At 69.5% G+C, this 23,364-nt stretch carries 14 protein-coding genes and 4 pseudogenes; 9 read left to right on the top strand and 9 right to left on the bottom strand.

Translation table 11 applies throughout. The features are described 5' to 3' along the window. The first annotated feature begins 15 nt into the window (after positions 1–15). From BJF87_RS19420 to BJF87_RS27240, 5 genes and pseudogenes are all read left to right on the top strand, one after another. The gene (locus BJF87_RS19420; RefSeq protein ID WP_035753775.1) at positions 16–573 is read left to right on the top strand and encodes a universal stress protein; all 558 of its coding nucleotides are present in this window, start codon (positions 16–18) and stop codon (positions 571–573) included. 67 nt (positions 574–640) lie between these two features. Beyond that, positions 641–1,606 (top strand): annotated as a pseudogene (locus BJF87_RS19415) (GlxA family transcriptional regulator). A gap of 37 nt (positions 1,607–1,643) precedes the next feature. After that, a pseudogene (locus tag BJF87_RS19410) lies at positions 1,644–2,365 on the top strand (DJ-1/PfpI family protein). An 80-nt stretch (positions 2,366–2,445) separates the two neighbouring features. After that, the gene (locus BJF87_RS19405; protein ID WP_005196483.1) at positions 2,446–2,646 is read left to right on the top strand and encodes a DUF2613 domain-containing protein; all 201 of its coding nucleotides are present in this window, start codon (positions 2,446–2,448) and stop codon (positions 2,644–2,646) included. A gap of 106 nt (positions 2,647–2,752) precedes the next feature. Further along, a pseudogene (locus BJF87_RS27240) lies at positions 2,753–4,804 on the top strand (DUF3367 domain-containing protein); the annotation flags it as partial. Positions 4,805–6,858: 2,054 nt separating this feature from the next. Here the strand turns inward: BJF87_RS27240 and BJF87_RS19395 are convergent. Then, positions 6,859–8,190, bottom strand: a complete 1,332-nt coding sequence (locus BJF87_RS19395) for an acyltransferase (protein WP_006357106.1) — start codon at positions 8,188–8,190, stop codon at positions 6,859–6,861. Between the two features lie 44 nt (positions 8,191–8,234). Here BJF87_RS19395 and BJF87_RS19390 point away from each other — a divergent pair, with 44 nt between their 5' ends. Beyond that, positions 8,235–9,437 (top strand): DUF3068 domain-containing protein, encoded by a 1,203-nt coding sequence (locus BJF87_RS19390; RefSeq protein ID WP_187346522.1) that lies wholly within the window; start codon positions 8,235–8,237, stop codon positions 9,435–9,437. Between the two features lie 3 nt (positions 9,438–9,440). Here the strand turns inward: BJF87_RS19390 and BJF87_RS19385 are convergent, their stop codons facing one another. Beyond that, the gene (locus BJF87_RS19385; RefSeq protein WP_006357104.1) at positions 9,441–9,911 is read right to left on the bottom strand and encodes an SRPBCC family protein; all 471 of its coding nucleotides are present in this window, start codon (positions 9,909–9,911) and stop codon (positions 9,441–9,443) included. A 68-nt stretch (positions 9,912–9,979) separates the two neighbouring features. Next, entirely contained in the window at positions 9,980–11,170 is a 1,191-nt protein-coding gene (locus BJF87_RS19380; RefSeq protein ID WP_006357103.1) for a lipopolysaccharide biosynthesis protein, read from the bottom strand. A 111-nt stretch (positions 11,171–11,281) separates the two neighbouring features. Between BJF87_RS19380 and BJF87_RS19375 the strand changes: the two genes are divergently transcribed. Together BJF87_RS19375 and BJF87_RS19370 are read left to right on the top strand one after the other, a co-directional pair. Continuing rightward, positions 11,282–12,217, top strand: coding sequence for a CoA ester lyase (locus tag BJF87_RS19375; RefSeq protein WP_006357102.1), 936 nt, complete (start codon positions 11,282–11,284; stop codon positions 12,215–12,217). Positions 12,218–12,232: 15 nt separating this feature from the next. Beyond that, entirely contained in the window at positions 12,233–13,948 is a 1,716-nt protein-coding gene (locus tag BJF87_RS19370; RefSeq protein ID WP_075863738.1) for a hypothetical protein, read from the top strand. Here the strand turns inward: BJF87_RS19370 and BJF87_RS19365 are convergent. Next, entirely contained in the window at positions 13,914–15,062 is a 1,149-nt protein-coding gene (locus BJF87_RS19365) for a glycosyltransferase family 4 protein (RefSeq protein ID WP_006357100.1), read from the bottom strand. The two genes, BJF87_RS19370 and BJF87_RS19365, sit on opposite strands and share 35 nt — an antisense overlap. 68 nt (positions 15,063–15,130) lie before the next feature. Between BJF87_RS19365 and BJF87_RS19360 the strand changes: the two genes are divergently transcribed. Then, entirely contained in the window at positions 15,131–15,892 is a 762-nt protein-coding gene (locus tag BJF87_RS19360; RefSeq protein WP_075863737.1) for a bifunctional 2-polyprenyl-6-hydroxyphenol methylase/3-demethylubiquinol 3-O-methyltransferase UbiG, read from the top strand. A 3-nt stretch (positions 15,893–15,895) separates the two neighbouring features. On the opposite strand, the pseudogene BJF87_RS19355 reads toward BJF87_RS19360, so the two are convergent. From BJF87_RS19355 to BJF87_RS19335, 5 genes and pseudogenes are all read right to left on the bottom strand, one after another. Next, a pseudogene (locus tag BJF87_RS19355) lies at positions 15,896–16,668 on the bottom strand (hypothetical protein). A gap of 96 nt (positions 16,669–16,764) precedes the next feature. Next, positions 16,765–19,311, bottom strand: a complete 2,547-nt coding sequence (locus BJF87_RS19350; protein WP_006357097.1) for an ABC transporter permease — start codon at positions 19,309–19,311, stop codon at positions 16,765–16,767. A 21-nt stretch (positions 19,312–19,332) separates the two neighbouring features. Beyond that, positions 19,333–20,160 carry an ABC transporter ATP-binding protein gene (locus BJF87_RS19345; RefSeq protein ID WP_006357096.1) on the bottom strand — a complete coding sequence of 276 codons (828 nt, stop codon included), beginning with the start codon at positions 20,158–20,160 and terminating at the stop codon, positions 19,333–19,335. Positions 20,161–20,326: 166 nt separating this feature from the next. After that, on the bottom strand, positions 20,327–21,334 hold the full coding sequence (locus tag BJF87_RS19340; protein ID WP_035753757.1) for an esterase-like activity of phytase family protein: 1,008 nt from the start codon (positions 21,332–21,334) through the stop codon (positions 20,327–20,329). Positions 21,335–21,395: 61 nt separating this feature from the next. Continuing rightward, the gene (locus tag BJF87_RS19335) at positions 21,396–23,222 is read right to left on the bottom strand and encodes a phosphoenolpyruvate carboxykinase (GTP) (protein ID WP_042375092.1); all 1,827 of its coding nucleotides are present in this window, start codon (positions 23,220–23,222) and stop codon (positions 21,396–21,398) included. Positions 23,223–23,364: the final 142 nt, after the last annotated feature.

Genomic DNA, 23,364 nt, shown 5'->3' with positions numbered 1-23,364 from the left:
ATGTAACCTGAGCAAATGGACGTGGGGTCCATCTCGGCCGGGTCCGCGACCGCCCCCAGCGGTCGCGGTGCCAATCGCGCCGGACAGACGTTGATGATCGCTTACGACGGCTCACCGAACGCCGATCGTGCGATCCGTTATGCCGGACACTTCCTGCGCGCCGAATCCGCCGTCGTCGTCACCGCCTGGCAACCCGGCGGCATGACACCCGCCCGGATGTCCACCCTCGCCGGCGGCATGCAGCCGTTCGTCGACACGCAACTCGACGCCGGGGTCGACCGCGCCCTCGAGGACGAGGCCGCGAAGATCAACGAACGCGGCGTGGCCCTGGCCCGCGAATGCGGACTGTCGACGAAGGGCACGCTCGTCGAGGTCGAGTCGACGGTGTGGGGCGCTCTCGTCGCCGCCGCCGAGGCACTCGACGTCGATCTGCTCGTCACCGGGACCCGCGGGGCGTCGGGCCTCAAGGCGCTGCTGCGGTCCAGCGTCGCCGAACGCGTACTCAAGCACTGCCACCGACCGGTGTTCATCGTCCCGGCGAAATGCGATAGACAACCGCAGGTGACGCTCTAGTCCCGATGTCCTCAAGTGTGGGATGCATGTCCTGGACGACGTGGGCCGTGTCGGCCACGATGAGCTCATGACACGAACCGTGCTGGTTCTCGGGTTCCCCGGGGTGCAGTCGCTCGACGTGACGGGACCGGCCGACGTCTTCACGACCGCGTCGATCGCCCTGCGTGATCAGGGGTCACCCGTCACGTACGACCCGCGGTTGGTGTCGCAGCACGGGCAGCCGATCGACACCGGCGTCGGACTGCAGTTCGTCGCCCACGTACTGCCAGACCCCGCCGAACTCGTCGACACCCTGCTGCTGCCCGGCGGCACGGGCGTTCACCGGGCCGTCGACGACGCCGACCTCCTCGAGTGAATCCGGGTGACGGCCACCCGGGCGCGGCGCGTCATCAGCGTCTGCAACGGCGCCTTCCTCGCCGCCGAGGCCGGTCTCCTCGACGGCCGGCGCGCGGCGACGCACTGGGCCATGGCCGAGCACCTCGCCGAGCGATACCCGACGGTGCAGGTCGACGCCGAGGCGCTGTTCGTCCGCAGCTCCGATCACGTCTGGACGTCGGCCGGCGTCACCGCGGGCATCGACCTTGCCCTCGCCGTCGTCGAAGAGGACCATGGCACCGAGCTCGCCCAGCTGGTCGCCCGCTGGCTGGTCCTCTACATGCGGCGCCCCGGCGGGCAGAGCCAGTTCGCTCCGCCGGTGTGGATGCCACGGGCGCGCCGCGACGTGATCCGCGACGCGCAGCAACGCATCGAGGCCGAACCCGGACTGCCCCACCGGCTTCACGACCTCGCGCGGGAAGCCGCGATGAGTCCTCGCCATTTCTCCCGCGTCTTCACCGAGGAGACCGGCGAACCGCCCAGCGACTACATCGAGCGGGTCCGCACCGACGCGGCTCGCCGTGCATTGACCGAATCCTCCGACACCATGCCGGTGATCGCCGCGCGCTGCGGATTCGGCTCCTCGGAGTCGTTGCGCCGCACGTTCATCCGACGCCTCGGCGTCTCCCCCGACCACTATCGCAAGACCTTTCGCTGACCACCGCACCACCATCACCGAACAGACAGGCACACCCATGACGCAGATCGCGATCGTCCTCTACCCGCGGTTCACCGCCCTCGACCTCATCGGCCCCTACGAGGTGCTGCGCATGCTTCCCGACGCGGAGGTCCGGTTCGTCACGCACGAGGCCGGACCGGTCGTCGCCGATTCCGGTGTTCTCCTCATCGGTGCGACGCATTCGTTCGACGAGACGCCGTCACCCGATCTGATCCTCGTCCCCGGCGGCCCGGGGTGTTTCGGCGCGGCGAAGGACGAGAAGCTCCTGGACTGGCTGCGTGCTGTCAGCCCGGGCGCGCAATGGACGACGTCGGTCTGCACCGGCTCGGTGGTCCTGGCTGCCGCCGGGCTGCTGGACGGTCTCCGCGCGACCACCCACTGGTCGTCGTTGGCCGCGCTGTCCCTCTACGGCGTGACCGCGGTGCCGGACGAGCGCATCGTGCGCGCCGGCCCCGACGAACGCATCGTGACGCGGCCGGTGTCTCCGCCGGCATCGACCTCGCGCTGTGGCTCGCCGACGAGATCGCCGGGACGAAGAAGGCCGAGGCGATCCAGCTCGCCATCGAATACGACCCGCAACCGCATCTGGACTCCGGCCACCGGTCGAAGGCGTCGGCCGGCACGATCACGGCGTCGACGCTGCTGCTCAGCCGCGATGTCCACAAGCCAGAGGTGCTGAAACTGAGCACCCAACTGCTGTGGGATCGCACGCTGGCGAAGGTCCGCTCGCGCCGCTGATGTCGAAACCCGTGCCCGAACCGCCGGACATGCGCGGGTGACACCGAGGTGAGACACCGCGCGATGGTAGTTTCTTCGCCATGACCAACAACCGCCTTGTGGCCGGCGCCGTCGCCGGAGTGGCCGGCATCCTGGTGGGACTCGGCGCGGTGTTCCTCGGCGGGTTCCTCGCCTCGGAGAACAGCCCGTCGACGGACCTGAACAACATCAATCCGAACAGCGGATTCGTCCAGGGTTCGGTCGACTACGGATCGCGCGGCGGCGCGGGCGAGACCAACTGACGCCCGCCCCCGATGCTCGGCGTCGGGGCCGTTCTGACGGCAGCAGCAACTGAGTAGTACATCGACCACCGCTTCCACAGGTGTCCTGTCGGCACGTGGGATCGGTGTGGCTGCCGCGATCGCGCTGATCGTCTGCCTGCTGCAGTCCCCGGGCCAGATCGCCGCCGACACCAAGCTCGACCTGACGGCGAACCCGCTCGGGTTCCTCGCGCGGGCGGCGCACCTGTGGACCCCGAATGCCCCGATGGGGCAGGTCCAGAACCAGGCGTACGGATACTTCTTCCCGCACGGCGCCTTCTTCGCCCTCGGTGATCTGCTGTCGGTCCCGCCCTGGATCGTCCAGCGGTTGTGGTGGGCGTTGCTCCTCACCGTCGGCTTCGTCGGCATCGTGCGTGTCGCGGAGGCGTTGCGACTGGGCTCACCCGCGTCGCGGATCATCGCGGGCGTCGTCTTCGTCCTGAGTCCGCGCGTCCTCACCACCCTCGGCTCGATCTCGTCGGAGACGCTGCCGATGATGCTGGCGCCCTGGGTCCTGCTGCCGGTGATCCGGGCGCTCGACGCCTCTGCCTCCGATGGTCGGCCGCTCTGGCGGGAGGCCGCACGGTCAGCGGCTGCCGTCGCCCTGATGGGTGCGGTGAACGCGGTCGCCACGGCCGCCGCGCTCGGCGTCGCGGCCATGTGGTGGCTTCTGCACCGGCCACGAGACCGCCGCTGGTGGCGCTTCGGTGCCTGGACCGCCCTGGGCCTGTTCCTGGCGTGCGCGTGGTGGATCGTCCCGCTGCTCATCTTGTCCCGCGTCAGCCCGCCCTTCCTGGATTACATCGAGTCCGCCCGCGTCACGACGCAGTGGACGTCGCTGACCGAGGTCATGCGCGGCGCGAGCTCGTGGACCCCGTTCGTCTCGACCGAGCGTGTCGCCGGCGCGGTCCTCGTCACCCAACCGGCCGCGGTACTGGCCACCGGCACGATCGCCGCTGCGGGACTCGCCGGTCTGTGCATGCGGCACATGCCGTTCCGCGGTCGCCTCGTGGCGATCCTGGGCGTGGGCCTGGTGGTCATGTGTGTCGGCTTCGCCGGGGGTCTCGGGTCGCCGATCGCCGAGCAGGTCCGGGTGTTCCTCGACGGTTCGGGTGCGCCGCTGCGCAACATCCACAAGTTCGAACCCTTCATCCGCATCCCGCTGGTACTCGGTGTCGCGCACCTGCTGGCACGGGTCCCGTTGCCCGGCACCGTCTCCGTTCGGGAGACACTCTCGGCCTTCGCACATCCCCAGCGATCCCGCCCGGTGGCCGCGGCCATCGTGCTGCTGGTGGCGGTCATCGGCGCCGGGTCGCTCATCTGGACCGGTCAGCTCGCTCCCGCCGGCACCTACACCGCGATCCCGAACCACTGGAAGCAGACCGCGGACTGGTTGTCCGAACACAGCGCTCGCCCCGACGACTCGCCACCAGCGCGCGCCCTCGTCGTCCCGGGCGCGCCGTTCGCCGATCAGCTGTGGGGTCTCACCCGCGACGAACCCCTGCAACCGCTCGCCGACGCCCCGTGGGCCGTGCGCGACGCCATCCCGCTGACCCCGCCCGGAGCCATCCGCGCACTCGACTCCGTGCAACGCGAGATCGCCGCCGGCCGGGGGTCACCCGGCCTGGCCGAGACCCTCGCCCAGCAGGGCGTGGGCTTCGTCGTGCTGCGCGCAGATCTCGACCCCGAGACCTCCCGGTCCGCGCGACCCCTCCTCGCGCAGCAGGCACTCGACACCTCCCCCGGCTTGACGCGGGTGGCACAGTTCGGTCCCCAGGTCGGACCGCCGAGCGTCCGGGGCGTGATGCGCGACAACGGTTTGCGACCCACCATGCCCGCCGTCCAGATCTATGCGGTCGAGGCGACGGGATTCGACGGCACCGGCCCCCTCCTCGTCGACGAGCGGGGCATCCCGCGCGTGGCCGGCGGCCCGGAGGCCATCGCGGCGCTCGCCGAAGTACGTGCACGACAAGGCCTTCCGCCTCTCGGACCGGTCCTGCTCGACGCCGATGCCCGACGCGCCGGGATCGCCGACGGCCCACTCATCGTCACCGACACCCCGAGCGACCGCGAAACCGACTTCGGACGGGTCGACGACCACAGCTCCGCCATCCGGTCGGCCGACGACCCGCGGCGCACGCAGAACGCGGCCGCCGACTACCCGGTCGACGATCAGCCGCTCGTCCGCGGGGAATGGCTGCTGGACAACCGGAGTGGCGAGATCGAGGTCACGACGTCGGGCTCGGCATCGGACGCGGTGCAACCGGGACAGACCTCGCCGGCGAACTCCCCCGCCGCGGCCTTCGACGGCAACCCCCAGACGGCCTGGGTCAGCGGCGGACTCGAAGGGGCTGTCGGCCGGTGGATGCGGATCGGGTTCACCACTCCCCAGACGGATCTCGCGTTGTCGCTGACCACCGCGAAGGCCCTCGGCTCGGACGTGACCAGCGTCCTGATCACCACGGAGGCCGGCAGCACCGTGGCGTCGGGGCTCGAGCCGGGTGAGCCGACGACGGTGACCGCCCCGAGCGGCCCGACCCGTTGGATTCAGATCCGCGCCCTGCGCACCGAGGACGGCACCGCCGGAAACCAGTTCGCCCTCGGTGAGGTGGAGGTGTCGAACCTGCGCACCTCCACGCCGCTGCAGATCAGACACCGCGTCGTCCTGCCCGAACTCGGGGCGGGCACCACCGTCGCCCAGTGGCTGCTGTACTCCGAACTCAACGGGCGGGCCTGGTGCGTCGCCGATCCGGCTCGCGAGAAGACCCGCTGCGCACCGGGCCTCGGCCTGTCACCGGAGACGTCGTCGGTGTTCAGCCGCGCCCTGTCGGTTCCCCAGGACACCGCGGTCACCCCGTCGGCCGTTCTCCGGCCACGTCCCGGCGCCGCACTCGACCGACTGCTCGCCACACCGGGCGGCATGACGGCCACCGGACCGCGACCGGTCACCGACCCCCGCGGCAGCCCGGCCGCGGCCGTCGACGGCGACCCCGGCACCACGTGGACCGCGCCGCAGATCCCCGACGAGGAGAAGCCCGAGGATCGCGAGGACGACGAAGAGCCGGCCGACGACGCCACGCCGACCCTGGTCGTCCACCTGCCCGCCGAGCAGCGTGTCGAATCAGTGAAACTCGTTGCGCCGGGCGACTACCCGGCCACCCCGACCGAGGTCGCCGTCGATCTCGGCACCGGCGAACAGATCCGTGAGGTCGGCAAGGACGGCGTCCTGCGGCTCGACCCGGCGATCACCGACCGCATCGAGATCACCATCCGCGAACAGCGCGACCTGATCGACGTCAACAGCCTCGGATTCGCGACGCCCGCACCACCGGGCATCGCCGAGGTCGAGGTCTTCCCGGCACCGCGCGCACCCGCTGACGGTGACCGGGTCGTCGAGATCCGCTGCGGCGATGGCCTCGGCATCACCGCCGCCGGTCAGGTGGTCGGGATCTCCGCGCGGACCACCACGGCCGCACTGCGTTCCGGGGAACCAGTGGTGGCCCGTGCCTGCACGCCGGGCGAGCTGCGGTTGCCCGCCGGGCAGCAGGAGGTGTCCGTCAATCCCGGTCAGGCGTTCACCGTCGACGCCGTGTCACTGACGGTCGGGTCGCCGGTGGACGGCGCCGCGACGACCACGCCGGACGTTTCCGAGTGGACCGCGGCGAGTCGTGCGGTGCAGATCGATTCCGGTCCCGAACGCCTGCTCGTGGTCCCCGAATCCACCAACCCGGGCTGGGTCGCGCGGGTCGACGGCCGGGAGTTGTCGCCGGTGGTCGTGAACGGCTGGCAGCAGGGCTGGATCGTGCCGGCCGGGGCGTCGGGCACGGTCGAGCTCACCTACCGGTTCGACTCGCTGTACCGCTGGTCGCTTGTCGTCGGACTCGTGCTGATGGCCCTGCTGCTCGTCGCGGCATGGTGGCCGTCCTCGCGACGGGAGGCCGTCGCCGAACCGCGAACCGTGACCACCGGGCGGTTCACCCTGATGGCTGCCGGTCTGGGGATTCTCGGTGCGTCGTGGTTGTTGTCGGGCTGGTGGGGCCTGGCCGTGGGCATCGGGGTGGGTGTGGTCGCCGCGGCGATCCCGCCGAAAGCCGGGGTGACAACGACCTTCGCGATGATGATGCTCGCGACCGTCGGTCTGACCGCCGGTCCGTGGCACGCCGCCGGCGGCTACCACGGCTGGGAGTGGTGGGTTCAGTTGCCCGCGTTGATCGCGGTGTTGATGACCGGCTGGCTGGTGTTCTGGTCGGCCGGGGAATCCGAAGAATCCGCCGACGAGGAAGCAGCAGCCGGCCGGTTGCGTCGTCGGGTGTCGCGGTTGCGCAACCAGTTCCGCGCCGGTTCCTCGACGAAGGCGTAAGACGCCGCGGCGATCCCGACCGAGAGTCCCAGAGTGATCACCAGGACCAGGAGAGTGTTGCCGTTGAACGGCACGATGCCGAACAGCGGAAAGACTACTGCGAGGACCGCGACGTGCCAGATGAAGATGCCGTAGGACCAGCGTCCCAGCGCGAGCATCACGCGTGAGGTGAGGAACCGGAACGGCCCCGGGTTGCAGACGAGCGGCGCGAGAAGCGCGTAGCCGCACAGCGCACCGAGAGTCATCTTGGCGACGAACTCGATGTTGGTGACGTCGCCGAGACCGGTCGGACCGGCGAAGCGGGTGCACGCCAGCCCGTAGGCGACGACGAGGACCCCGAACATCAGCCACCGGTTCGCGCTGAGCCGTATCGCCAGGTTCATCCACCGCCCGCGTGGCGCTCCTGCGGTGTCGAGCACGCCGGCGACCTCGGCGAGGATCAGGCCGGCGACGAACCACGGCAGGTGACCGAACACCCAGTTCTTGGTCTCCACACCATCGGCGACGGGGAGCGAGGTGCCGACCCAGGCCCAGCCGAGGCTGAGAACGCCGAGCACCAAGAGCACCGGGATGCGCGCACCAGCTTGTCGGCCCCGCAACCGCACCAGTGCGAGACCTATGAGCGGGAGCAGCGCGTAGAAGGCGATCTCGACCGACAGGCTCCACATCTGGGTGAGTCCTGCGGTCAGCGTCAGGGGCACGAAGACCTGGGTCAGGGTGAGGTTGGCGAGCCAGACGTCGAAGTCGGCGCCCTGGGCCTCCGGCAGGAGAAGAAGCACCAGCACGACGACCACGACGTACGCGGGCCAGATGCGGACGGCGCGGTGCTTGAGATACCGCGGGATCGACGGATGCCCGGCACCTCGGTGCGCGGCGTCGACCCACGGCCGCCACAGGAGGAACCCGGAGAGCCCGAAGAACAGCGCGACGGCAAGGTCGAGGCGACCGAGGACGGGGCCGAGGACCGCGATCTCGACGGCCCGCGTCTGGAAGGCCACGTGCGTGATCAGGACGCCGATCGCGGCGAGCGCACGCATGCCCTCGAGTTGTGGGTAGAAGCGTCGCGACGTGGCCGCCGGACCGGCGGCGTCGGAGCGCGGCGCGCCGGAGCGGGAATCGGTGTTCGATGCTGCGACTGAGTCGCGGGCGGAGTCGGTGCTGGTCATGCTGGTGACAGGGTAGCCCGGTGGCATCCACTACCCTCGCCACCATGTCTTCGGAGCCGTCCCCGGTGCCCCCATCCGCGGTGGAACAGTCCGCACCTCACCGCTGGTCGACCGCGGATCTGGCCGGACCGACGCTCATCTTCATCGGCAGCTTCCTCGTCGCGGTGACCATCGCGCTGCCGACACTGCTCGTCGGCAACTTCCGCGAGATCCCGCTGAGCACCGACTTCACCACGGTGGCCACCGCCGAGGACGCGACGATCCTCGACCGCTGCTCGCTGGCGACACCCGCCGCACGGACACTCGACGCCGATCTGGTCCGCCAGCAGCGGGTCGTCGCGGTCCAGCCGTCCGACGAACATCGGGTCACGCTGCAGGCCGGCACCTCGGTCCAGGCCGAGACGCTGCGCATCGACGACCGGGCGGTGGAGCCGGAGGATCCGCGGCCCGGCAGTGGCGCCGACGCCGATTCGCCGGACGCCTGCAACGACGCCACGGTCAACGCGGTCAAGGACCGGGTGACCCTCGACCGGGAGACCGCCGAACCGCAGCTGTCCGCGCGCGGGGCGTCGGAAATCCAGTACGACAGCAATCAGGCGCCGGTGCTGGTGCCCGACCGCCGCGGTTTCACCTACCTGCTGCCCTTCGACACCCGCCTGACCGACCACGAGTTCTTCGACGTCGTCACGCGGACGACCGTGCCCCTGAAGTACGACGGCGACACCGAGGTCGTCGGCAAGGACGTCGCCCGGTTCCGCGCCGAGGTCCCCGAGACCGACCTCGCCCGGGCCGCGCTCGGCAGGCCGGTCGGCACGGATGTCGTCATCACCCGGCCGGCATCGTGGTTCGGCATCGACGGCCCGCGCCGCGACCTGACTGCCACTCTGCGACACCGCAGTTCGTGGGACCTGGCCGTCGAACCGCGGACGGGCACGATCGTCGACGCGAAGATCACCGTCGACGAGTTCTACGCCTTCCCCGACGGCACTCCCGGTGTGCCGCCGGACTTCCGGCTGCCGCACCTGCAGGCGACCTTCTCCTACGACGACACGACACAGTCCCAGATGTCGCGTCTCGCTTCGGATCTCGCGACGCCGATCACGATCTGGGGTCGTATCGTGCCGATCGTGACCGGCGTCCTCGGCGTCGCCGCGCTGGTCGTCGGGGCGCTCCTGATCAACCCGGCGTGGATGCCCGCGAGGTTCCGGCGGTCCGGCGGCGGTGGCACCGCCGGAACCGACGGATAGAACTCAGGAAGCAGCCTCGGCCGCAAGACGGCCGAGGGTGTCCTCGAGCTGGGCCTCGGTCACGAGCGGGAACTTCACCTGCTCGAGGAGCTTCTTGTCGGTGACCTTCGACCAGTCGTAGGTGTGCCGGACCAGCGTCTCGTTGGGGCCCTGGGCTTCCAGCTCCCACAACCACTCCCAGCCGGGAGGCTCGGTGCCGGCGGGAGTCGTCTTCCACGCCAGCAGCTTGTCCTTGGCGTACCCGGTGACGTGGTTGTCGGTCTTGTACTCGCCGCCCATGTGGTCGCCCGCCATGTTCATCGTGAACACTTCACCGACGTTCTGGATGCGATCGGCGTGGTCGACGCCGCGGATGAACCCCGAACCGTCGAGTGCCTGATGCCTCTCGGGATTGGAGAGGACGTCGAACACCGCGTCGACCGGTGCCTCGATGACTCGTTGGACAGTGACCTTGGTGACTCCGTTGTCGCTCATCACACAACCCTGCCGAAACTTCCCGATCCCGGCAACGTTCCTGCGTCTGGGCCGAATGTAACCGCCGATCAGCGTGTGAGCGCCCACGTGCCGGCGGCTGCGATCGTCACCGCGACCGCCGCGGTGGCCGCGACCCCGAGCACCGAACCGGCAGCGGTGAGGATGACCACCACCTCGATCGCCACGACGATCCACGTCACGAAGGCGACGCGGGTGCGATCACGGGCGATCGCCGACAGCAACACGACCTGGAGGACGGCGAGGGCGGCACCGATGTAGGCGAAGAGCCACAGGAGTGGGACGAGTTGGTCGTAGCCGTCGCCGAACACGGTCGGCACCAGCGGTCCCGCGAGCCCCGCGCCGAGAGTCAGGACCACGCCGACGCCGGCGACCACCGCCACTGCCTGCCGCAGGGAGACCCGGGACCGGGCGGGGTCGGCGAGGCGCGGGTAGAAGACGACGCCAATGGCCTGCGGCAGCCAGAACGCGACCTTGGTGGCTATCGCGCCGAGCGCGTAGACGCCGACCGACTCGGCGTCGAGAACCCGCGGTGAGAGCAGCAGATCCACCGACGACGCCACGATGAGCACCAACTGGACCTGCGACGCGCGGACCACGCTGAGGACTCCCACCGTGCCCGCGTCCGACGCGCGCTCCCCGACTTTCCCGACGACCAGCCAGACGACGACCGCCGAGACCGCGGCACCCACGGTTCCGGCGAGGAGTCCGCCCGCCGGACCGGCACCCGCGACGAAAGCGCCCACGATGGGCATCGAGCGCAGGATCCCGACCGCGGCCAACACCCACGACAGCGTCCGGAACTCGCCGCGCCCCTGCAGAATGCCCTGACCTGCGGCGATCAGTGCGAGGAACGGGGCAGCGCCGAGGGCGGCCAGTGTCGTGACCACATCGGTGCGCATCAGCAGGGCGACCAGCGGTGTGGCGACCGCGACCAGGAGGACCACATACAGGGTCGTCTGAATCCCCACCCGCCGCAGACGGCGCTCGTCGCAGCCCAGGACCACCTCGCGTGCGACGACGTTCTGCAGCGCCAGCGCGGGTACGCCCAACACGAGCATCGCCGACAGCAGGACCGCGAACTCGCCGTATTCGCTGACATCCAGATAGCGCGCGCTCGCGCTCAGATGGACCACGTACATGCAGATGTTGGCGACCATCGAGCCGACGGCCACCGATCCGACGGCGCCGACGGTGCCCGAAGCGGCCCGGCGCCGTCCGGTCGGCCTGGTCTGCTGCATGGCACAAGTGTGCCGAGTTGACACCGGCTCCCGCGCGCAGGGTGCTTTGCACCGGTCATCGGGCATAGGCAACGATGGGTAGGCTGCAGAATTCACGGACGAGAGACATCGATGTACGACGACAACACGACCTACGACGCCGAATCGACCGATGTCGGTTCGCGTATCGATCCGGTGCTGGCCCGAAGCTGGCTCCTGGTCAACGGCGCCCACTACGCGAAGTTCGAGCCGGCGGCTCGCTCGCGCGCCGACATCGTCGTGCTCGACATCGAGGACGCGGTGGCTCCCAAGGACAAGGTCGAGGCGCGGAACAACGTCGTACGTTGGATCGGCCCCAAGGACGGTTCCGGTCCCGGCGCCGGTGAATGGGTCCGCATCAACGGCTTCGGCACCCCATGGTGGGCCGATGACCTGGAGGCACTCGCGCAGACCGCCGTCGGCGGCGTGATGCTGGCGATGGTCGAGTCCGTCGACCACGTGACCGAGACCGCCAAGCGCCTACCGGGTCTCCCGATCGTCGCCCTCGTCGAGACCGCCCGCGGACTCGAGCGGATCAGCGAGATCGCCTCCGCCAAGGGCACCTTCCGCCTCGCCTTCGGGATCGGCGACTTCCGGCGGGACACCGGCTTCGGCGACAATCCGCTGACGCTGGCCTACGCCCGGTCGCGATTCACCATCGCCGCCAAGGCCGCTCATCTTCCCAGCGCCATCGACGGACCGACCGTCGGCTCCAGCGCTCTCAAGCTGAGCGAGGCCACCGCGGTGAGTGCGGAGTTCGGCATGACCGGCAAGATCTGTCTGACCCCCGCGCAGTGCGCCCCGGTCAACGAGGGCCTGTCCCCGTCCCAAGACGAGATCACCTGGGCGCGGGAGTTCTTCGCGGAGTTCGAGCGAGACGGCGGGGAGATCCGCAACGGATCGGACCTCCCCCGCATCGCGCGTGCCACCAAGATCCTCGACCTCGCGCGCGCCTACGGCATCACCGAGTCGAAGTTCGACGACGACCCGGTGCATGCACCCGCGCCGTCGGACACCCACCACTTCTGAGCCGCGCGGGTCGCGGTGTTCTCCGGACGGTTGCTGCCGACGCTCTACCTGGTGAGTGTCGTTGCGGCCGTGGCCGTCCTGGCGCCGCTGCTCCCCGGGTTGATCGGCGTCGGACCCGGTTACCTGCTGTACCGGGACGCGGTGTCGACGCCGCGCACCCACGTCACCGACACCACGCTGGGCATCGGTGACCTGCCGCCGCGCGCGGTACCGCAGGACTGGTTCGTCGCGATGGCGTCGACAGTGGTCGACGGTGGCACGGTGGTCACCGCGATCCTGCTGGCCGCCTTGGTGTTCGCGGGTGTCGGCTTCGGCCGATTGGCATTCCGGCTCGTCCCCGGCGCCGGGCGTACGGGCGCGGCGGCCGCCGCTCTCGCGGCGATCTGGAATCCCTATGTCGCCGAACGTCTCCTGCAGGGGCACTGGAGTCTGCTGGTCGGGTACGCCGCGCTGGGCTGGATTCTCGTTGCGGCATCGGAACTTCGGGATCACCACGACGCGGCGCGGTTTCTCCGGCTGGGTGGTTTGCTGGCCGCTGCGGGGTTGACACCGACGGGATCGGTGCTCGCCGGGGTCGTGCTGATCGTGGGGCTCGGGTGCCGTCCGGTCGGCCTGCGCCCCGCACTCATCGCCGCCGGACTGTGGGTCCTGAGCACTCTGTCGTGGGTCGTGACGGCCGTGATCAGCGACGCCACCACGACTTCCGCCGCCGCCGGCGTCGATGCGTTCGGCCTCCGGTCGGAGCCGGGCCTGGGACCGGTGGGAACCGTCCTTTCGCTGGGCGGCATCTGGAACGCTGATGCGGTGCCCACCAGTCGCTCCATCTGGTGGGCGGCGATCGCGACGCTGTGCCTGCTGCTCGTGGTCGCGATGGGCGCCGTCCACCTCTTCCGTCGTCGGACGACCCTCGATCCGCTGGTGCGAGGAATCGCCGCACTGTCTGTCGCCGTCGCGGTTCTGCTGATCGGCGGCAGCTTCGGTCCGGGAGAGTGGTTGCTGGAGTTCGCGGTCGAACACGTCCCCGGTGCCGGTCTGCTCCGCGACACCCAGAAGTTCTCCGCACTGCTCGTCCCCGGGGTCACGCTGGCCGTGGCCGGTGCGGTCGCGGCGGCCTGCCGGCGCGTGCCGTCGGGCTTCGCGTTCGTCGGGGTCGTGTTACTCGTCGTCGCCCCGCTGCCCGATCTCGCCTGGGGTGCCGGCGGTTCGGTGCGGCCGGTGGCCTACCCCGACGACTGGGCCGCGGTGTCGGCGATAGTGCCCGACGATCAGGGTTCGGTCGCCCTCTGGCCCGCGGACACCGTGCGGCACTACCGATTCGCGGACGGCGTCTCGCTCGATCCGGCGGCGCGGATGCTGCGGGCCCCGGTGATCGAGTCCGGTGCACTCACCGTCGACGGCGAGGTCGTCGACTCACCGAGTGAGCACGCAGCGGCCGTGGCGTCGGCGCTCGAGGCCGGCGGCTCACCCGAGGATCTCGCGGCACTCGGTGTGGGTTGGGTTCTCGTCGAGAACAATTCCCCGCCCGCCCGGCTCGCGGCGGACGCGCGCCTCGCCCACGACGGGGACGATCTCCGGTTGTACCGGGTCGACGATCCGGCCGATCGCGGTGCGGGAGCGGCCGATCGGACCATGGCGATCGCCGCACACCTTCTCTGGGCGGCGATGCTGGGGACCGGGGTCGTGGGGGCGATCGTCGTCAGCGCGCGAGAACGGCGTCGAACGTCTCGATGAACCCGTCGCACGTGGCGGCCCAGGAGTAGCGGCCCGCCCGAACCCGGGCGCTGTCCCCCAGCCGCTGGGCCTCGTCCGGGTTGTCGATGAGCTTCCTGGTGGCACTCACCAGTTCGTCGACGCCGTCGACGAGGAGACCGGTGTTGCCATCGTCGATGGAGTCGGCGAGACCGACCGAGCTGCGGTAGCCGATGGTCGGAACCCCGTGCTGCGCAGCTTCGACCACCGCCAGACCCCAACCCTCCTTGCGCGAGGGCATCAGGTGGACCCGCGCCTGCGAGAGCAGCTCGTGCTTGCGCTCCTCACTGACGTGACCGTGGAAGGTGACCGCGTCGGTGACCTCGAGTTCGCTTGCCGCCGAGCGCAGTTCGTCGGACCACCAACCACCGCCGATGACATCGAGGTGGACATCGATCCCGGAACGACGCAGCTGCGCCAGCACCGTGAGCGCGTCCTCGACCTGCTTGTGCGGCACCAGTCGCGACAGGACACACAGGCGCACCGGCTCGGAGCCGGCGTCGGACGACCGTACGGCGAGCACAGCGCCGGCGGGGACGGGGTCGATGCCGTTGCGCACGACGGAGATCCGATCCGCGTCGACGCCGAGCGCGACGAGTTCGGTCTTCGACGGCGTGGACACGGTGACATAGCGGTTCCGGCGATGAACCCGCGGCGAGAGTCGTGACTCGATGAACCATCCGACGTGCCCGAGTAACCGACCGGCAACCGGCCACTGCTCGCGATGACAGTGATGGACCAGCACCACCGTCGGTGCCGAGGCGACGGCGGTCGCGAAGAACGGCACCCCGTTCTGGGTGTCGACGACGACCTCCGGCCGACAGTCCCGGAGCGGCCCGAAGCCGAGACGCCCGGCCAGGATCGTCGCCAGCATGCGCGGATACACGCTGATCCGCCCGCCGGCGCGCACGAACCGCATGCCGTCGCGGTACTCCTCGCCGGCGGCGCCCGGATACGCCGAGGTCAAAAAGGTGACGCGGGTACCGCGTCGGGCCAGTTCGGCACCGACGCGCTCCAGATATGTCTCGCTGCCACCGCCCTGAGGGTGGCGGGTATCCCGCCAGCACAGCAGCAGGACGTCGGAAGGTACGCGCATCGCACGACAGCCTACCGCCGAGTAGCTGATGAACTGCCGAGACTCCGGTCGATTAGAGTTTCCCGACGATGACGACCACGACTTCCGGCCGCGACCGTATGGCCCGACTGGCCACCCTGCGGCGCGCGGCCGGGCTGCTGAACGACTTCCGCTACGAGCAGTCCGATCCCGCCCGGTTCTACGGCGCCCTGGCGGCCGACACCGCGGAGATGGTGCAGGCGTTCGTACCCGACCTCGACGGCGGCGTCATCCTCGACGTCGGCGGCGGTCCCGGCTACTTCGCCGACGCCTTCCGCGCACGGGGCGCGCACTACATGTCGGTCGAGCCGGACCCCACGGAGATGCACGCCGGCGGTCTCGAACATCGCGGTTCGGTCCGCGGGTCGGGCCAGAATCTGCCCTTCGCCGACGACTGCATCGACGTGACGGTGTCGTCGAACGTCGTCGAGCACACGCCGACGCCGTGGGAGATGGCCGACGACATGCTGCGCGTGACCCGTCCCGGCGGCGTCGTCATCATCAGCTACACGCTGTGGTGGGGTCCGTTCGGCGGCCACGAGATGGGTCTCACCCACTACCTCGGCGGACACCGCGCCGCACGTCTCTACACCCGACGCCACGGCCACCCGCCCAAGAACCTCTTCGGGACCTCGCTGTTCGCCGTCCACGCCGCCGACGGCCTGCGCTGGGCGGGATCGGTGACCGATCGGGCCGAGCTGCTGGCCGCCTTCCCCCGCTACATCCCGCGCTGGATGTGGTGGGTCATGCGCGTCCCGGGCCTCCGCGAGGTGCTGGGCACGAACCTCGTGCTGGTGCTGCGTAAGCGGTAGCCCCTATTCCGCGGGGAGACCGGCGGTGCAGTTCAGCGTGCCGCCGTTGCTGGTGGCGGTCGCGAGCTGTTCCCCGTCGACGAGGATGCTGCAGGTGACCGGACCGCGGACGACGATGGCCGACAGGGTCGCCTTGTTGCCCTTCACGTTCACCCGCTGCGACCAGGGCGAACCGGTGGCAGCGATGACCGTCGGCGAACCGCCACCCTTGCTGAAGCTGAGCGCCACGACGTCACCGTTTCCGGTGAGCTGGTAGACCACCGTCGCCGGACCCGGCTTCTTGCTCGGACTCGACGTCGTCTCCTCGGTCGTCGTCGTCGTGGTGGTCGGGGACGAACTGGTGGTCGTCGTCTCCTCACTGGTGGCCGTCGTCGACGACGAACCCGCTGCGGTGGGTGAGTCCTCGTCACCGCCGGACTTCGTGACCAGCACGACGACGAGTCCGAGGATCACCAGGGCGGCCAGCGCCACCAGCGCGAGGCCGATGGTGCGTCCCTTCGACGATCCGCCGCGTGGGGGCTCACCACCCGGGGGTGCGTCGTACGGCGATCCCGCATACGGCGAGCCGCCGGTGTACCGGGGATCCGCGTACTGGGGTTCGTCGTACTGGGTCCGGCGTGCGGCTCGGTGTACGGCCCGGGATACGGCTCACCGGCGTGCGGCTGGGTGTAGGCCTGCGACGGCGGCGCCGAGGGGTCGAAGTCGGGATCGAACTGTCGGGTCTCCGGCGGATTGTTCCGCGGATCGTTCGGATCGCCCTGGGGTGGTCGCGTCATGCGGACGATTCTGTCATCCGGTTCCTGATATCGACCTGTGAGCACGCGGCCCGGACAGAACCCGGGTCGCGTGGGCCACAGAACAGGAGGAGGGCGTCAGAGGTCGGCGATCGCCTCGAGCGGCCCCGTCCGGGCGGCGCGGACCGCCGGCCAGAGCGCCGCCAGCACACCGACCACCGCCGAGGCGACCAGCGTGATCACGATCAGCGACCACGGGATCACCGGCGCGCCCAGACCCCACGCCGCCAGCGTGCGCACGAGGGCGACGCCGATCAGCGTTCCGAGGATGACGCCGACGACGGCACCGAAGATCGAGATGAGCACCGATTCGAGGTAGATCGAACGACGCACCTGACCTCGGACCATGCCGATCGCACGCAACATGCCGATCTCGCGCTTCCGCTCCACCACCGACAACGCCAGGGTGTTGATGATGCCCAGCACCGCGATCAGCAGCGCCAGGCCGAGCATCGCGTAGAGCGTGCCGAGCATCTGGTCGATCTGCGCGGAGATCTGGCCCTTGAACTGGTCGCGGTCCTTGACCTGGACGGTCAGGTACCCGGCGGTCGCGTCCTCGAGCCCGGTCCGCAGGGTCTCCAGATCGGCACCGGCCTCGGCCTTCACGAAGACCGTGATGTCGAAACGCGCCGGGGGCGGGACCAGGCGGTCGTAGACCGCGGGACCGACGACCCACGGCTGGAGAGCCTCGTTGTCGGCGTACACGCCCGCGATGGGGACCTGAACCTGTTCACCGATGGGTGAGGTGAAGTTCAGGACCTGGCCGCGCTCCCAGCCCTTCGTCATCGCCGTGCGGTGACTGATCAGCATCCCGTCGGCCGGCAGCGTCGACGACGCGCCGTCCTCCATGTCCATGACCGTGACGTCACTCAGCGGTCCACCGAGCGCGGAGAAACCCTGCACCGGCTGATCGTCGACCTTCGCCTGCACGACGCCGAACGAGACCACCTCGCCGACACCCGGCACCTTCTCCACCGAGGGACCCACCGTGGGCGGCAACGGCCCCTGGTTGGTGCCCGAGAGGATGTAATCGGCGGTGATGCCGGAGTCGACGGCCTCGTCGACCGTGCCCTTGAACGACTGGCCGAGCGTGCCGATGATCGCCACCAGCATCAGGCCCAGCGTCAGGGCGAACGCCGTCGCAGCCGAACGTCGGGGATTCCGAACAGCATTCGTGCGTGCGAGCCGTCCGATCGTGCCGAAGGGCGCACCGACCACACGGCCGAGCACTCCCACGAACGGCCGCGCGAAAGCCGGTCCGACCAGCACCGCGGCCAGCACCAGACCGGCCGCGCCCGCGCCGACCGTCAGCGCCGGTCCGGAGCCCTCGTCCATCGCGCCGACGACGATCGCCACGATCGAGGCCAGGCCGATGACCGCACCGATGAGGGTGCGGTTGCGCAGGGATGCCGATCCCTCGGCGGCCGAGGCACGCATCGCCTCCACCGGCGGCACCCGGGCGGCACGAGCTGCCGGTACCCATGCGCTGATCATCGTCACCACGACGCCGACCAGTATGCCCGCGAGTACCGCGCCGACCCCGATCGTCAGCTCGCCCTCCGGCAGACCCGACGACGCACTGGTGAACGCCTTGAGCGCGGCCGCCAGGCCTATGCCGATGGCCAGGCCCAGCGCTCCGCCGAGCACACCGACGACGAACGCCTCGAAGAGGACCGACCGCGACACCTGTCGCTGACTCGCCCCGACCGCACGCAGCAGCGCGAACTCGCGGTTACGCTGCGCGACGATCATCGAGAAGGTGTTGTAGATGATGAACGTGCCGACGACCAGGCCGATCGCCGCGAACGCCAGCAGGATGTACTGGAAGATCTGCAGGAACTCGTTGACCTGCGCCTTCTGGTCCTCCCGTACCTGATCGCCGGTCCGCACCTCGTACAGATCGGCGTCGGAGCCGAGGAAGGTGCGCACCCGCTCCTGCAGTTGCTTCGGGGACACCCCGTCGACGGCCGACATGTCGACGAGCCCGACGTGGCGCCCGTCGGTGAAGAGCCCCGACGCGGTCGCCGCGTCGAACTGTGCGTTGACGTACCCGCCGGTGGAGGCGGGCAGGTCGATCAGTCCGACGACGGTGACGTCGAGCGGGGTGGAACTGCCCTGGCCGATGACGACCTTGGTCTTCGACCCGACCTTCAGCCCGGCCTCCTCGGCAGCCGAGGCGTTCAGGGCGATCTCGCCGGCGTCGGCCGGCCCGCGACCACCCGGCAGGATCCGGGACTCGTCGGGATCGAGCGCCTCGTTCTCCGGGATGTAGGTGGTGCCCACGCTCGGCGCACCACCCGTCTGGATGGCCTTGCCGTCGGAGTCGGCGACGGTGACCAACCCGCTGTTGTTGACGACGAGCTTGTCGATGCCGAGTGCGGTGCGCTGGTCACGCAACTGGTCGACCACCCACAGCGGAACGCCCGGCGACTGCCGATCAGCGGGCGTCACCTCGACCGCCACACCCTGCGCGGCACTGTCGAAGATGTCGGTGAAGGCCTTCGAGACGGAGTTGGTGAACACGATCGAACCGACCACGAAGGACGTGCCGAGGACGATCGAGAAGAGGGTCAGGAACAGACGTAGCTTGTGCGCCCGCAGGTTTCGCAGGGAAACCCGGCGCATCACCGATGATGACGCCACGGCTCAGAGCGCTCTGGAGGTCTCGGCGGGAGCCGACTGGGAGGGAGCGTCGGCGTGGTGGACCACGTCGAGGTTCTTCATCACCTCGAAGACGTCGTCGGCGCTCGGGCGGGCGAGCTCCTGCACGATCTGTCCGTCGGCGAGGAACACCACCCGGTCGGCGTACGACGCCGCGCGCGGATCGTGGGTCACGATGACGACGGTCTGCCCGAACTCGTCGGTGGCGGCGCGGAGGATCGACAGGACCTCACCCGAGGACCGCGAGTCGAGGTTGCCGGTGGGTTCGTCGCCGAAGATGATCGCGGGCTTGCCGATCAGCGCCCGGGCACACGCCACACGCTGCTGCTGGCCGCCGGAGAGTTCGCTGGGCAGGTGCCCGAGTCGGTCGGTGATGCCGAGTCGTTCGGTGACCGCGTCGAACCACTCGGTGTCGACGGTACGGCCGGCGATGTCGACCGGGAGGGTGATGTTCTCCTTCGCGGTGAGCGTCGGCACCAGGTTGAACGCCTGGAAGACGAACCCGATGCGGTCGCGGCGGAGCATGGTCATCGCCTTGTCGGACAACGCGGTGAGATCGGTGTCGCCGATGTGGACACGGCCGTCGCTCGCGACGTCCAGGCCGGCGAGGCAGTGCATCAGCGTCGACTTGCCCGACCCCGACGGGCCCATGATGGCGGTGAACTCGCCCTCGCGGAACTCGATCGAGACGCCCTTCAGGGCCTCGACGGCGGTGTCGCCCGTGCCGTACCTCTTGGACAGGTTCTCCGCACCCGCAGCCACTCCGTGTTTCGGCGCTCCGGCATCGCGGGCGGCCGCATCAGTCGTCGTCATGCCCTCAACGGTGCCAAATCCGACGCCGAATGGCTATCAGGTAACCCCCTGACACCACCCTGAGGCGGGAATTGTCACACCTTCCCATCCGCTCCCCGCTCAGCCCCGAACCGACGGAGGACCGATCCCCACCGCTCGCTGGGTAGGGCAGAGCTTCCGAGAGTCGCTATCTGGGCAGCTGAACCTCGAACGAGTGGACGCGGGTGGGCGCGCCGGCGTTCTGGGACACGACGAGCAGTGTCCTGCTGCGCGCGTTGGCGAACGGGTTGTCGGGGTGCCAGTTGCCCCAGGCGAGGCCCGACATGTCGCCGGTGACGAGGCGCGGCGTGCCGGTCGTGGAGAAGATGCGACGCTTCGGCATCGCCTTCTCCTTGCCGGAGAGCTTCTTGTTGCCGGTCACCGAGGTCGCGCCGCGGGTGGTGGTCCAGAAGATGTTGGTCAGCTTCCCTGCACCGCGCTCGAGGACGAGGAAGTCGGTGGAGTTGATGGCCAGCACGTCGGCCGCGACCTTGTTGGCGTCGGTGCGATAGACGAATTCGCGGTTGGGCTTGCCGAAGGTGAGCAGTCGCGCCGAGGTGCGACCGTCCTGCTTGAGTCCGCCCGCGGTGAGCACCGAGACCTGGCCCTGGGGACCGACGGCGAGGCCGGTGAGCCCACGCTGTCCGGCGACGCCCGACTTGGACGAGGGACGCCATGCGGCCGGCAGCGGGAGATCGCGGGTGAACTGGCCCAGCGGACCGATCTGCCGGACGAACTGGTTGTTGCCGCCGCTGACGACGGTGTAACCGCCGTTGGTCTTCCGGATGCCCTCGAACTGCGCGCCGCCCGGCAGCAACGGGACGAACCACGGCCCGAGGACCGTGCCGCCACCGTTGAGTGCGGGACGACCGACGAATGATGCGGTCTCCGAGGAGTATCCGATCCGGGCGGTGAAGAACCGTGCGGGGAGCACGTCTTCGGCGATCAGCGCGTACTGACCGTTACCGGTCCGGTCCAGGCCGGTGATCCGGTTGAACGTCGGGACGAAGTCGCCGAGCGTCGTCGTGTCGGTGTAGTACGCGCTGACGCCGGCACCGGAAGCCGGTGCGGCAGTGGCTGGTTGAACTGCGAGCGGAGAGGACAGCCCGAGTACACAGGCTCCGGCGATCGTGGCCCCCCACAAACGTGGCTTCATGAGGGGCACGATACCTCAACCGTCACATCAGCCTCAGGCCGAACTGCCTGATGGCCGCGGATCAGGCGAGACGCTGCTTGAGACCTTCGAGCTCGTCGCGCAGCGAGGTCGGCAGCTTCGGGCCGATGAACTCGAAGAGCTCCTCGATCGACGGGATCTCTTCGCGCCACTCGTCGGCCTTGAACGCCAGCGCCTCGGCGACGTCCTCGGCCGGCACGTCGAGCCCGGACACGTCGATGTCCTCCGGCTTGGCGACGATGCCGATCGGCGTCTCGACACCGTCGGCCTCGCCCTCGATGCGGCCGATGATCCACTTCAGCACGCGGCTGTTCTCGCCGAATCCGGGCCACAGGAAGCGCTTGTCGTCGCCACGTCGGAACCAGTTGACGTAGAACACCTTCGGCAGCTTGGACTCGTCGGCGTTCTTGCCGATGTTGACCCAGTGCTGCAAGTAATCGCCGACGTGGTAGCCCATGAACGGCAGCATCGCCATCGGGTCGCGACGCACGGTGCCGACCTTGCCCTCCGCCGCGGCGGTCTGCTCGGAGCCGACGGTGGCGCCCATGAAGACGCCGGTCTGCCAGTCGCGGGCCTCGGTCACCAGCGGGACGGTGGTCTTGCGGCGGCCACCGAACAGGATCGCCGAGATCGGCACACCCTTCGGGTCGTCCCACTCGTCGGCCAGCGACGGGCACTGCGAGATCGGGGTGCAGTAGCGCGAATTCGGGTGTGCGGCCTTGTGACCGGACTCCGGAGTCCAGTCGTTGCCGAGCCAGTCGGTGAGGTGCGCAGGCGTGGGCCCGTCGATGTCCTCCCACCAGATGTCGCCGTCGTCGGTGCGAGCGACGTTGGTGTACAAGGTGTTTCCGGCCTCGATGGTCTTCATCGCGTTCGGGTTCGAGTCGTAGCTGGTGCCGGGCGCGACGCCGAAGAAACCGAACTCCGGGTTGATCGCGTAGAGACGGCCGTCCTCGCCGAAGCGCATCCAGGCGATGTCGTCGCCGACGGTCTCGGCCTTCCAGCCCGGGATGGTGGGCTGCAGCATCGCGAGATTCGTCTTGCCACAGGCACTCGGGAACGCCGCGGCGACGTAGTAGACCTTGTTCGCCGGGCTGGTGAGCTTGAGGATGAGCATGTGCTCGGCCATCCAGCCCTCGTCGCGGGCGATGACCGAGGCGATGCGCAGGGCGTAGCACTTCTTGCCGAGCAGGGCGTTGCCGCCGTAACCCGAACCGTAGGACCAGATCTCGCGGGTCTCGGGGAAGTGGGTGATGTACTTCTCGGTGTTGCACGGCCACGGCACGTCGGCCTGGCCGGGCTCGAGCGGCGCACCCACCGAGTGCAGTGCCTTCACGAAGAAGCCGTCGTCGCCGAGGATCTCGAGGACGCGCGGACCGACGCGGGTCATGATCTTCATCGACAGGACGACGTACTCGGAGTCGGTGATCTCGACGCCCAGCTTCGGGTCATCCGAGTCCAGCGGGCCCATGCAGAACGGGATGACGAACATGGTGCGGCCGCGCATCGAGCCGCGGTACAGCTCGGTCATGGTGGCGCGCATCTCGGCGGGCTCGACCCAGTTGTTGGTCGGACCGGCGTCCTCTTCCTTCTCCGAGCAGATGTAGGTCCGCGACTCGACGCGGGCGACATCGGCGGGGTCGGAGCTGGCGAGGAAGGAGTTCGGCTTCTTCTCCTCGTTGAGCTTCACGAGGGTGCCGGCCTTCACCAGATCGTCGGTGAGGCGTTCCCACTCCTCGTCGCTGCCGTCGGACCACACGACCCGATCGGGCTGCGTCAGTTCCGCGATCTCGGCGATCCAGGCCAACAGACCCTGATGGTTGGTCGGCGCGCTGCTCGGGTCCAGTCCGGGAATGGTGGCTGCGGTCATCGTTGGGGCCTCCTGGCGAGCGTGTGACCTGCTGGAATGGTCACCGGTCAGTCGTCTAGGTGTCCAGGATACGTGCACCGAGCGGGCGCTAGGTGTGGGGGTCGGCGACTGCGGCTTATCCCACACTCAGGCGATATGGGAC

The organism is Gordonia sp. CNJ-863 (assembly GCF_001942325.1).
Classification (GTDB): Bacteria; Actinomycetota; Actinomycetes; order Mycobacteriales; family Mycobacteriaceae; genus Gordonia; species Gordonia alkanivorans.
The sequence above is the reverse complement of the archived record's forward strand: the minus strand, read 5'-3'. Positions and strand labels throughout refer to the sequence as shown.

Coding starts and splice junctions, on each gene's coding strand:
- BJF87_RS19385 (WP_006357104.1), bottom strand. CDS start 9,911: ATGAGCGACAACGGAGTCACCAAGGTCACTGTCCAACGAGTCATCGAG.
- BJF87_RS19390 (WP_187346522.1), top strand. CDS start 8,235: ATGTCTTCGGAGCCGTCCCCGGTGCCCCCATCCGCGGTGGAACAGTCC.
- BJF87_RS19345 (WP_006357096.1), bottom strand. CDS start 20,160: ATGACGACGACTGATGCGGCCGCCCGCGATGCCGGAGCGCCGAAACAC.
- BJF87_RS19405 (WP_005196483.1), top strand. CDS start 2,446: ATGACCAACAACCGCCTTGTGGCCGGCGCCGTCGCCGGAGTGGCCGGC.
- BJF87_RS19395 (WP_006357106.1), bottom strand. CDS start 8,190: ATGACCAGCACCGACTCCGCCCGCGACTCAGTCGCAGCATCGAACACC.
- BJF87_RS19380 (WP_006357103.1), bottom strand. CDS start 11,170: ATGCAGCAGACCAGGCCGACCGGACGGCGCCGGGCCGCTTCGGGCACC.
- BJF87_RS19335 (WP_042375092.1), bottom strand. CDS start 23,222: ATGACCGCAGCCACCATTCCCGGACTGGACCCGAGCAGCGCGCCGACC.
- BJF87_RS19365 (WP_006357100.1), bottom strand. CDS start 15,062: ATGCGCGTACCTTCCGACGTCCTGCTGCTGTGCTGGCGGGATACCCGC.
- BJF87_RS19360 (WP_075863737.1), top strand. CDS start 15,131: ATGACGACCACGACTTCCGGCCGCGACCGTATGGCCCGACTGGCCACC.
- BJF87_RS19350 (WP_006357097.1), bottom strand. CDS start 19,311: ATGCGCCGGGTTTCCCTGCGAAACCTGCGGGCGCACAAGCTACGTCTG.
- BJF87_RS19375 (WP_006357102.1), top strand. CDS start 11,282: ATGTACGACGACAACACGACCTACGACGCCGAATCGACCGATGTCGGT.
- BJF87_RS19340 (WP_035753757.1), bottom strand. CDS start 21,334: ATGAAGCCACGTTTGTGGGGGGCCACGATCGCCGGAGCCTGTGTACTC.
- BJF87_RS19420 (WP_035753775.1), top strand. CDS start 16: ATGGACGTGGGGTCCATCTCGGCCGGGTCCGCGACCGCCCCCAGCGGT.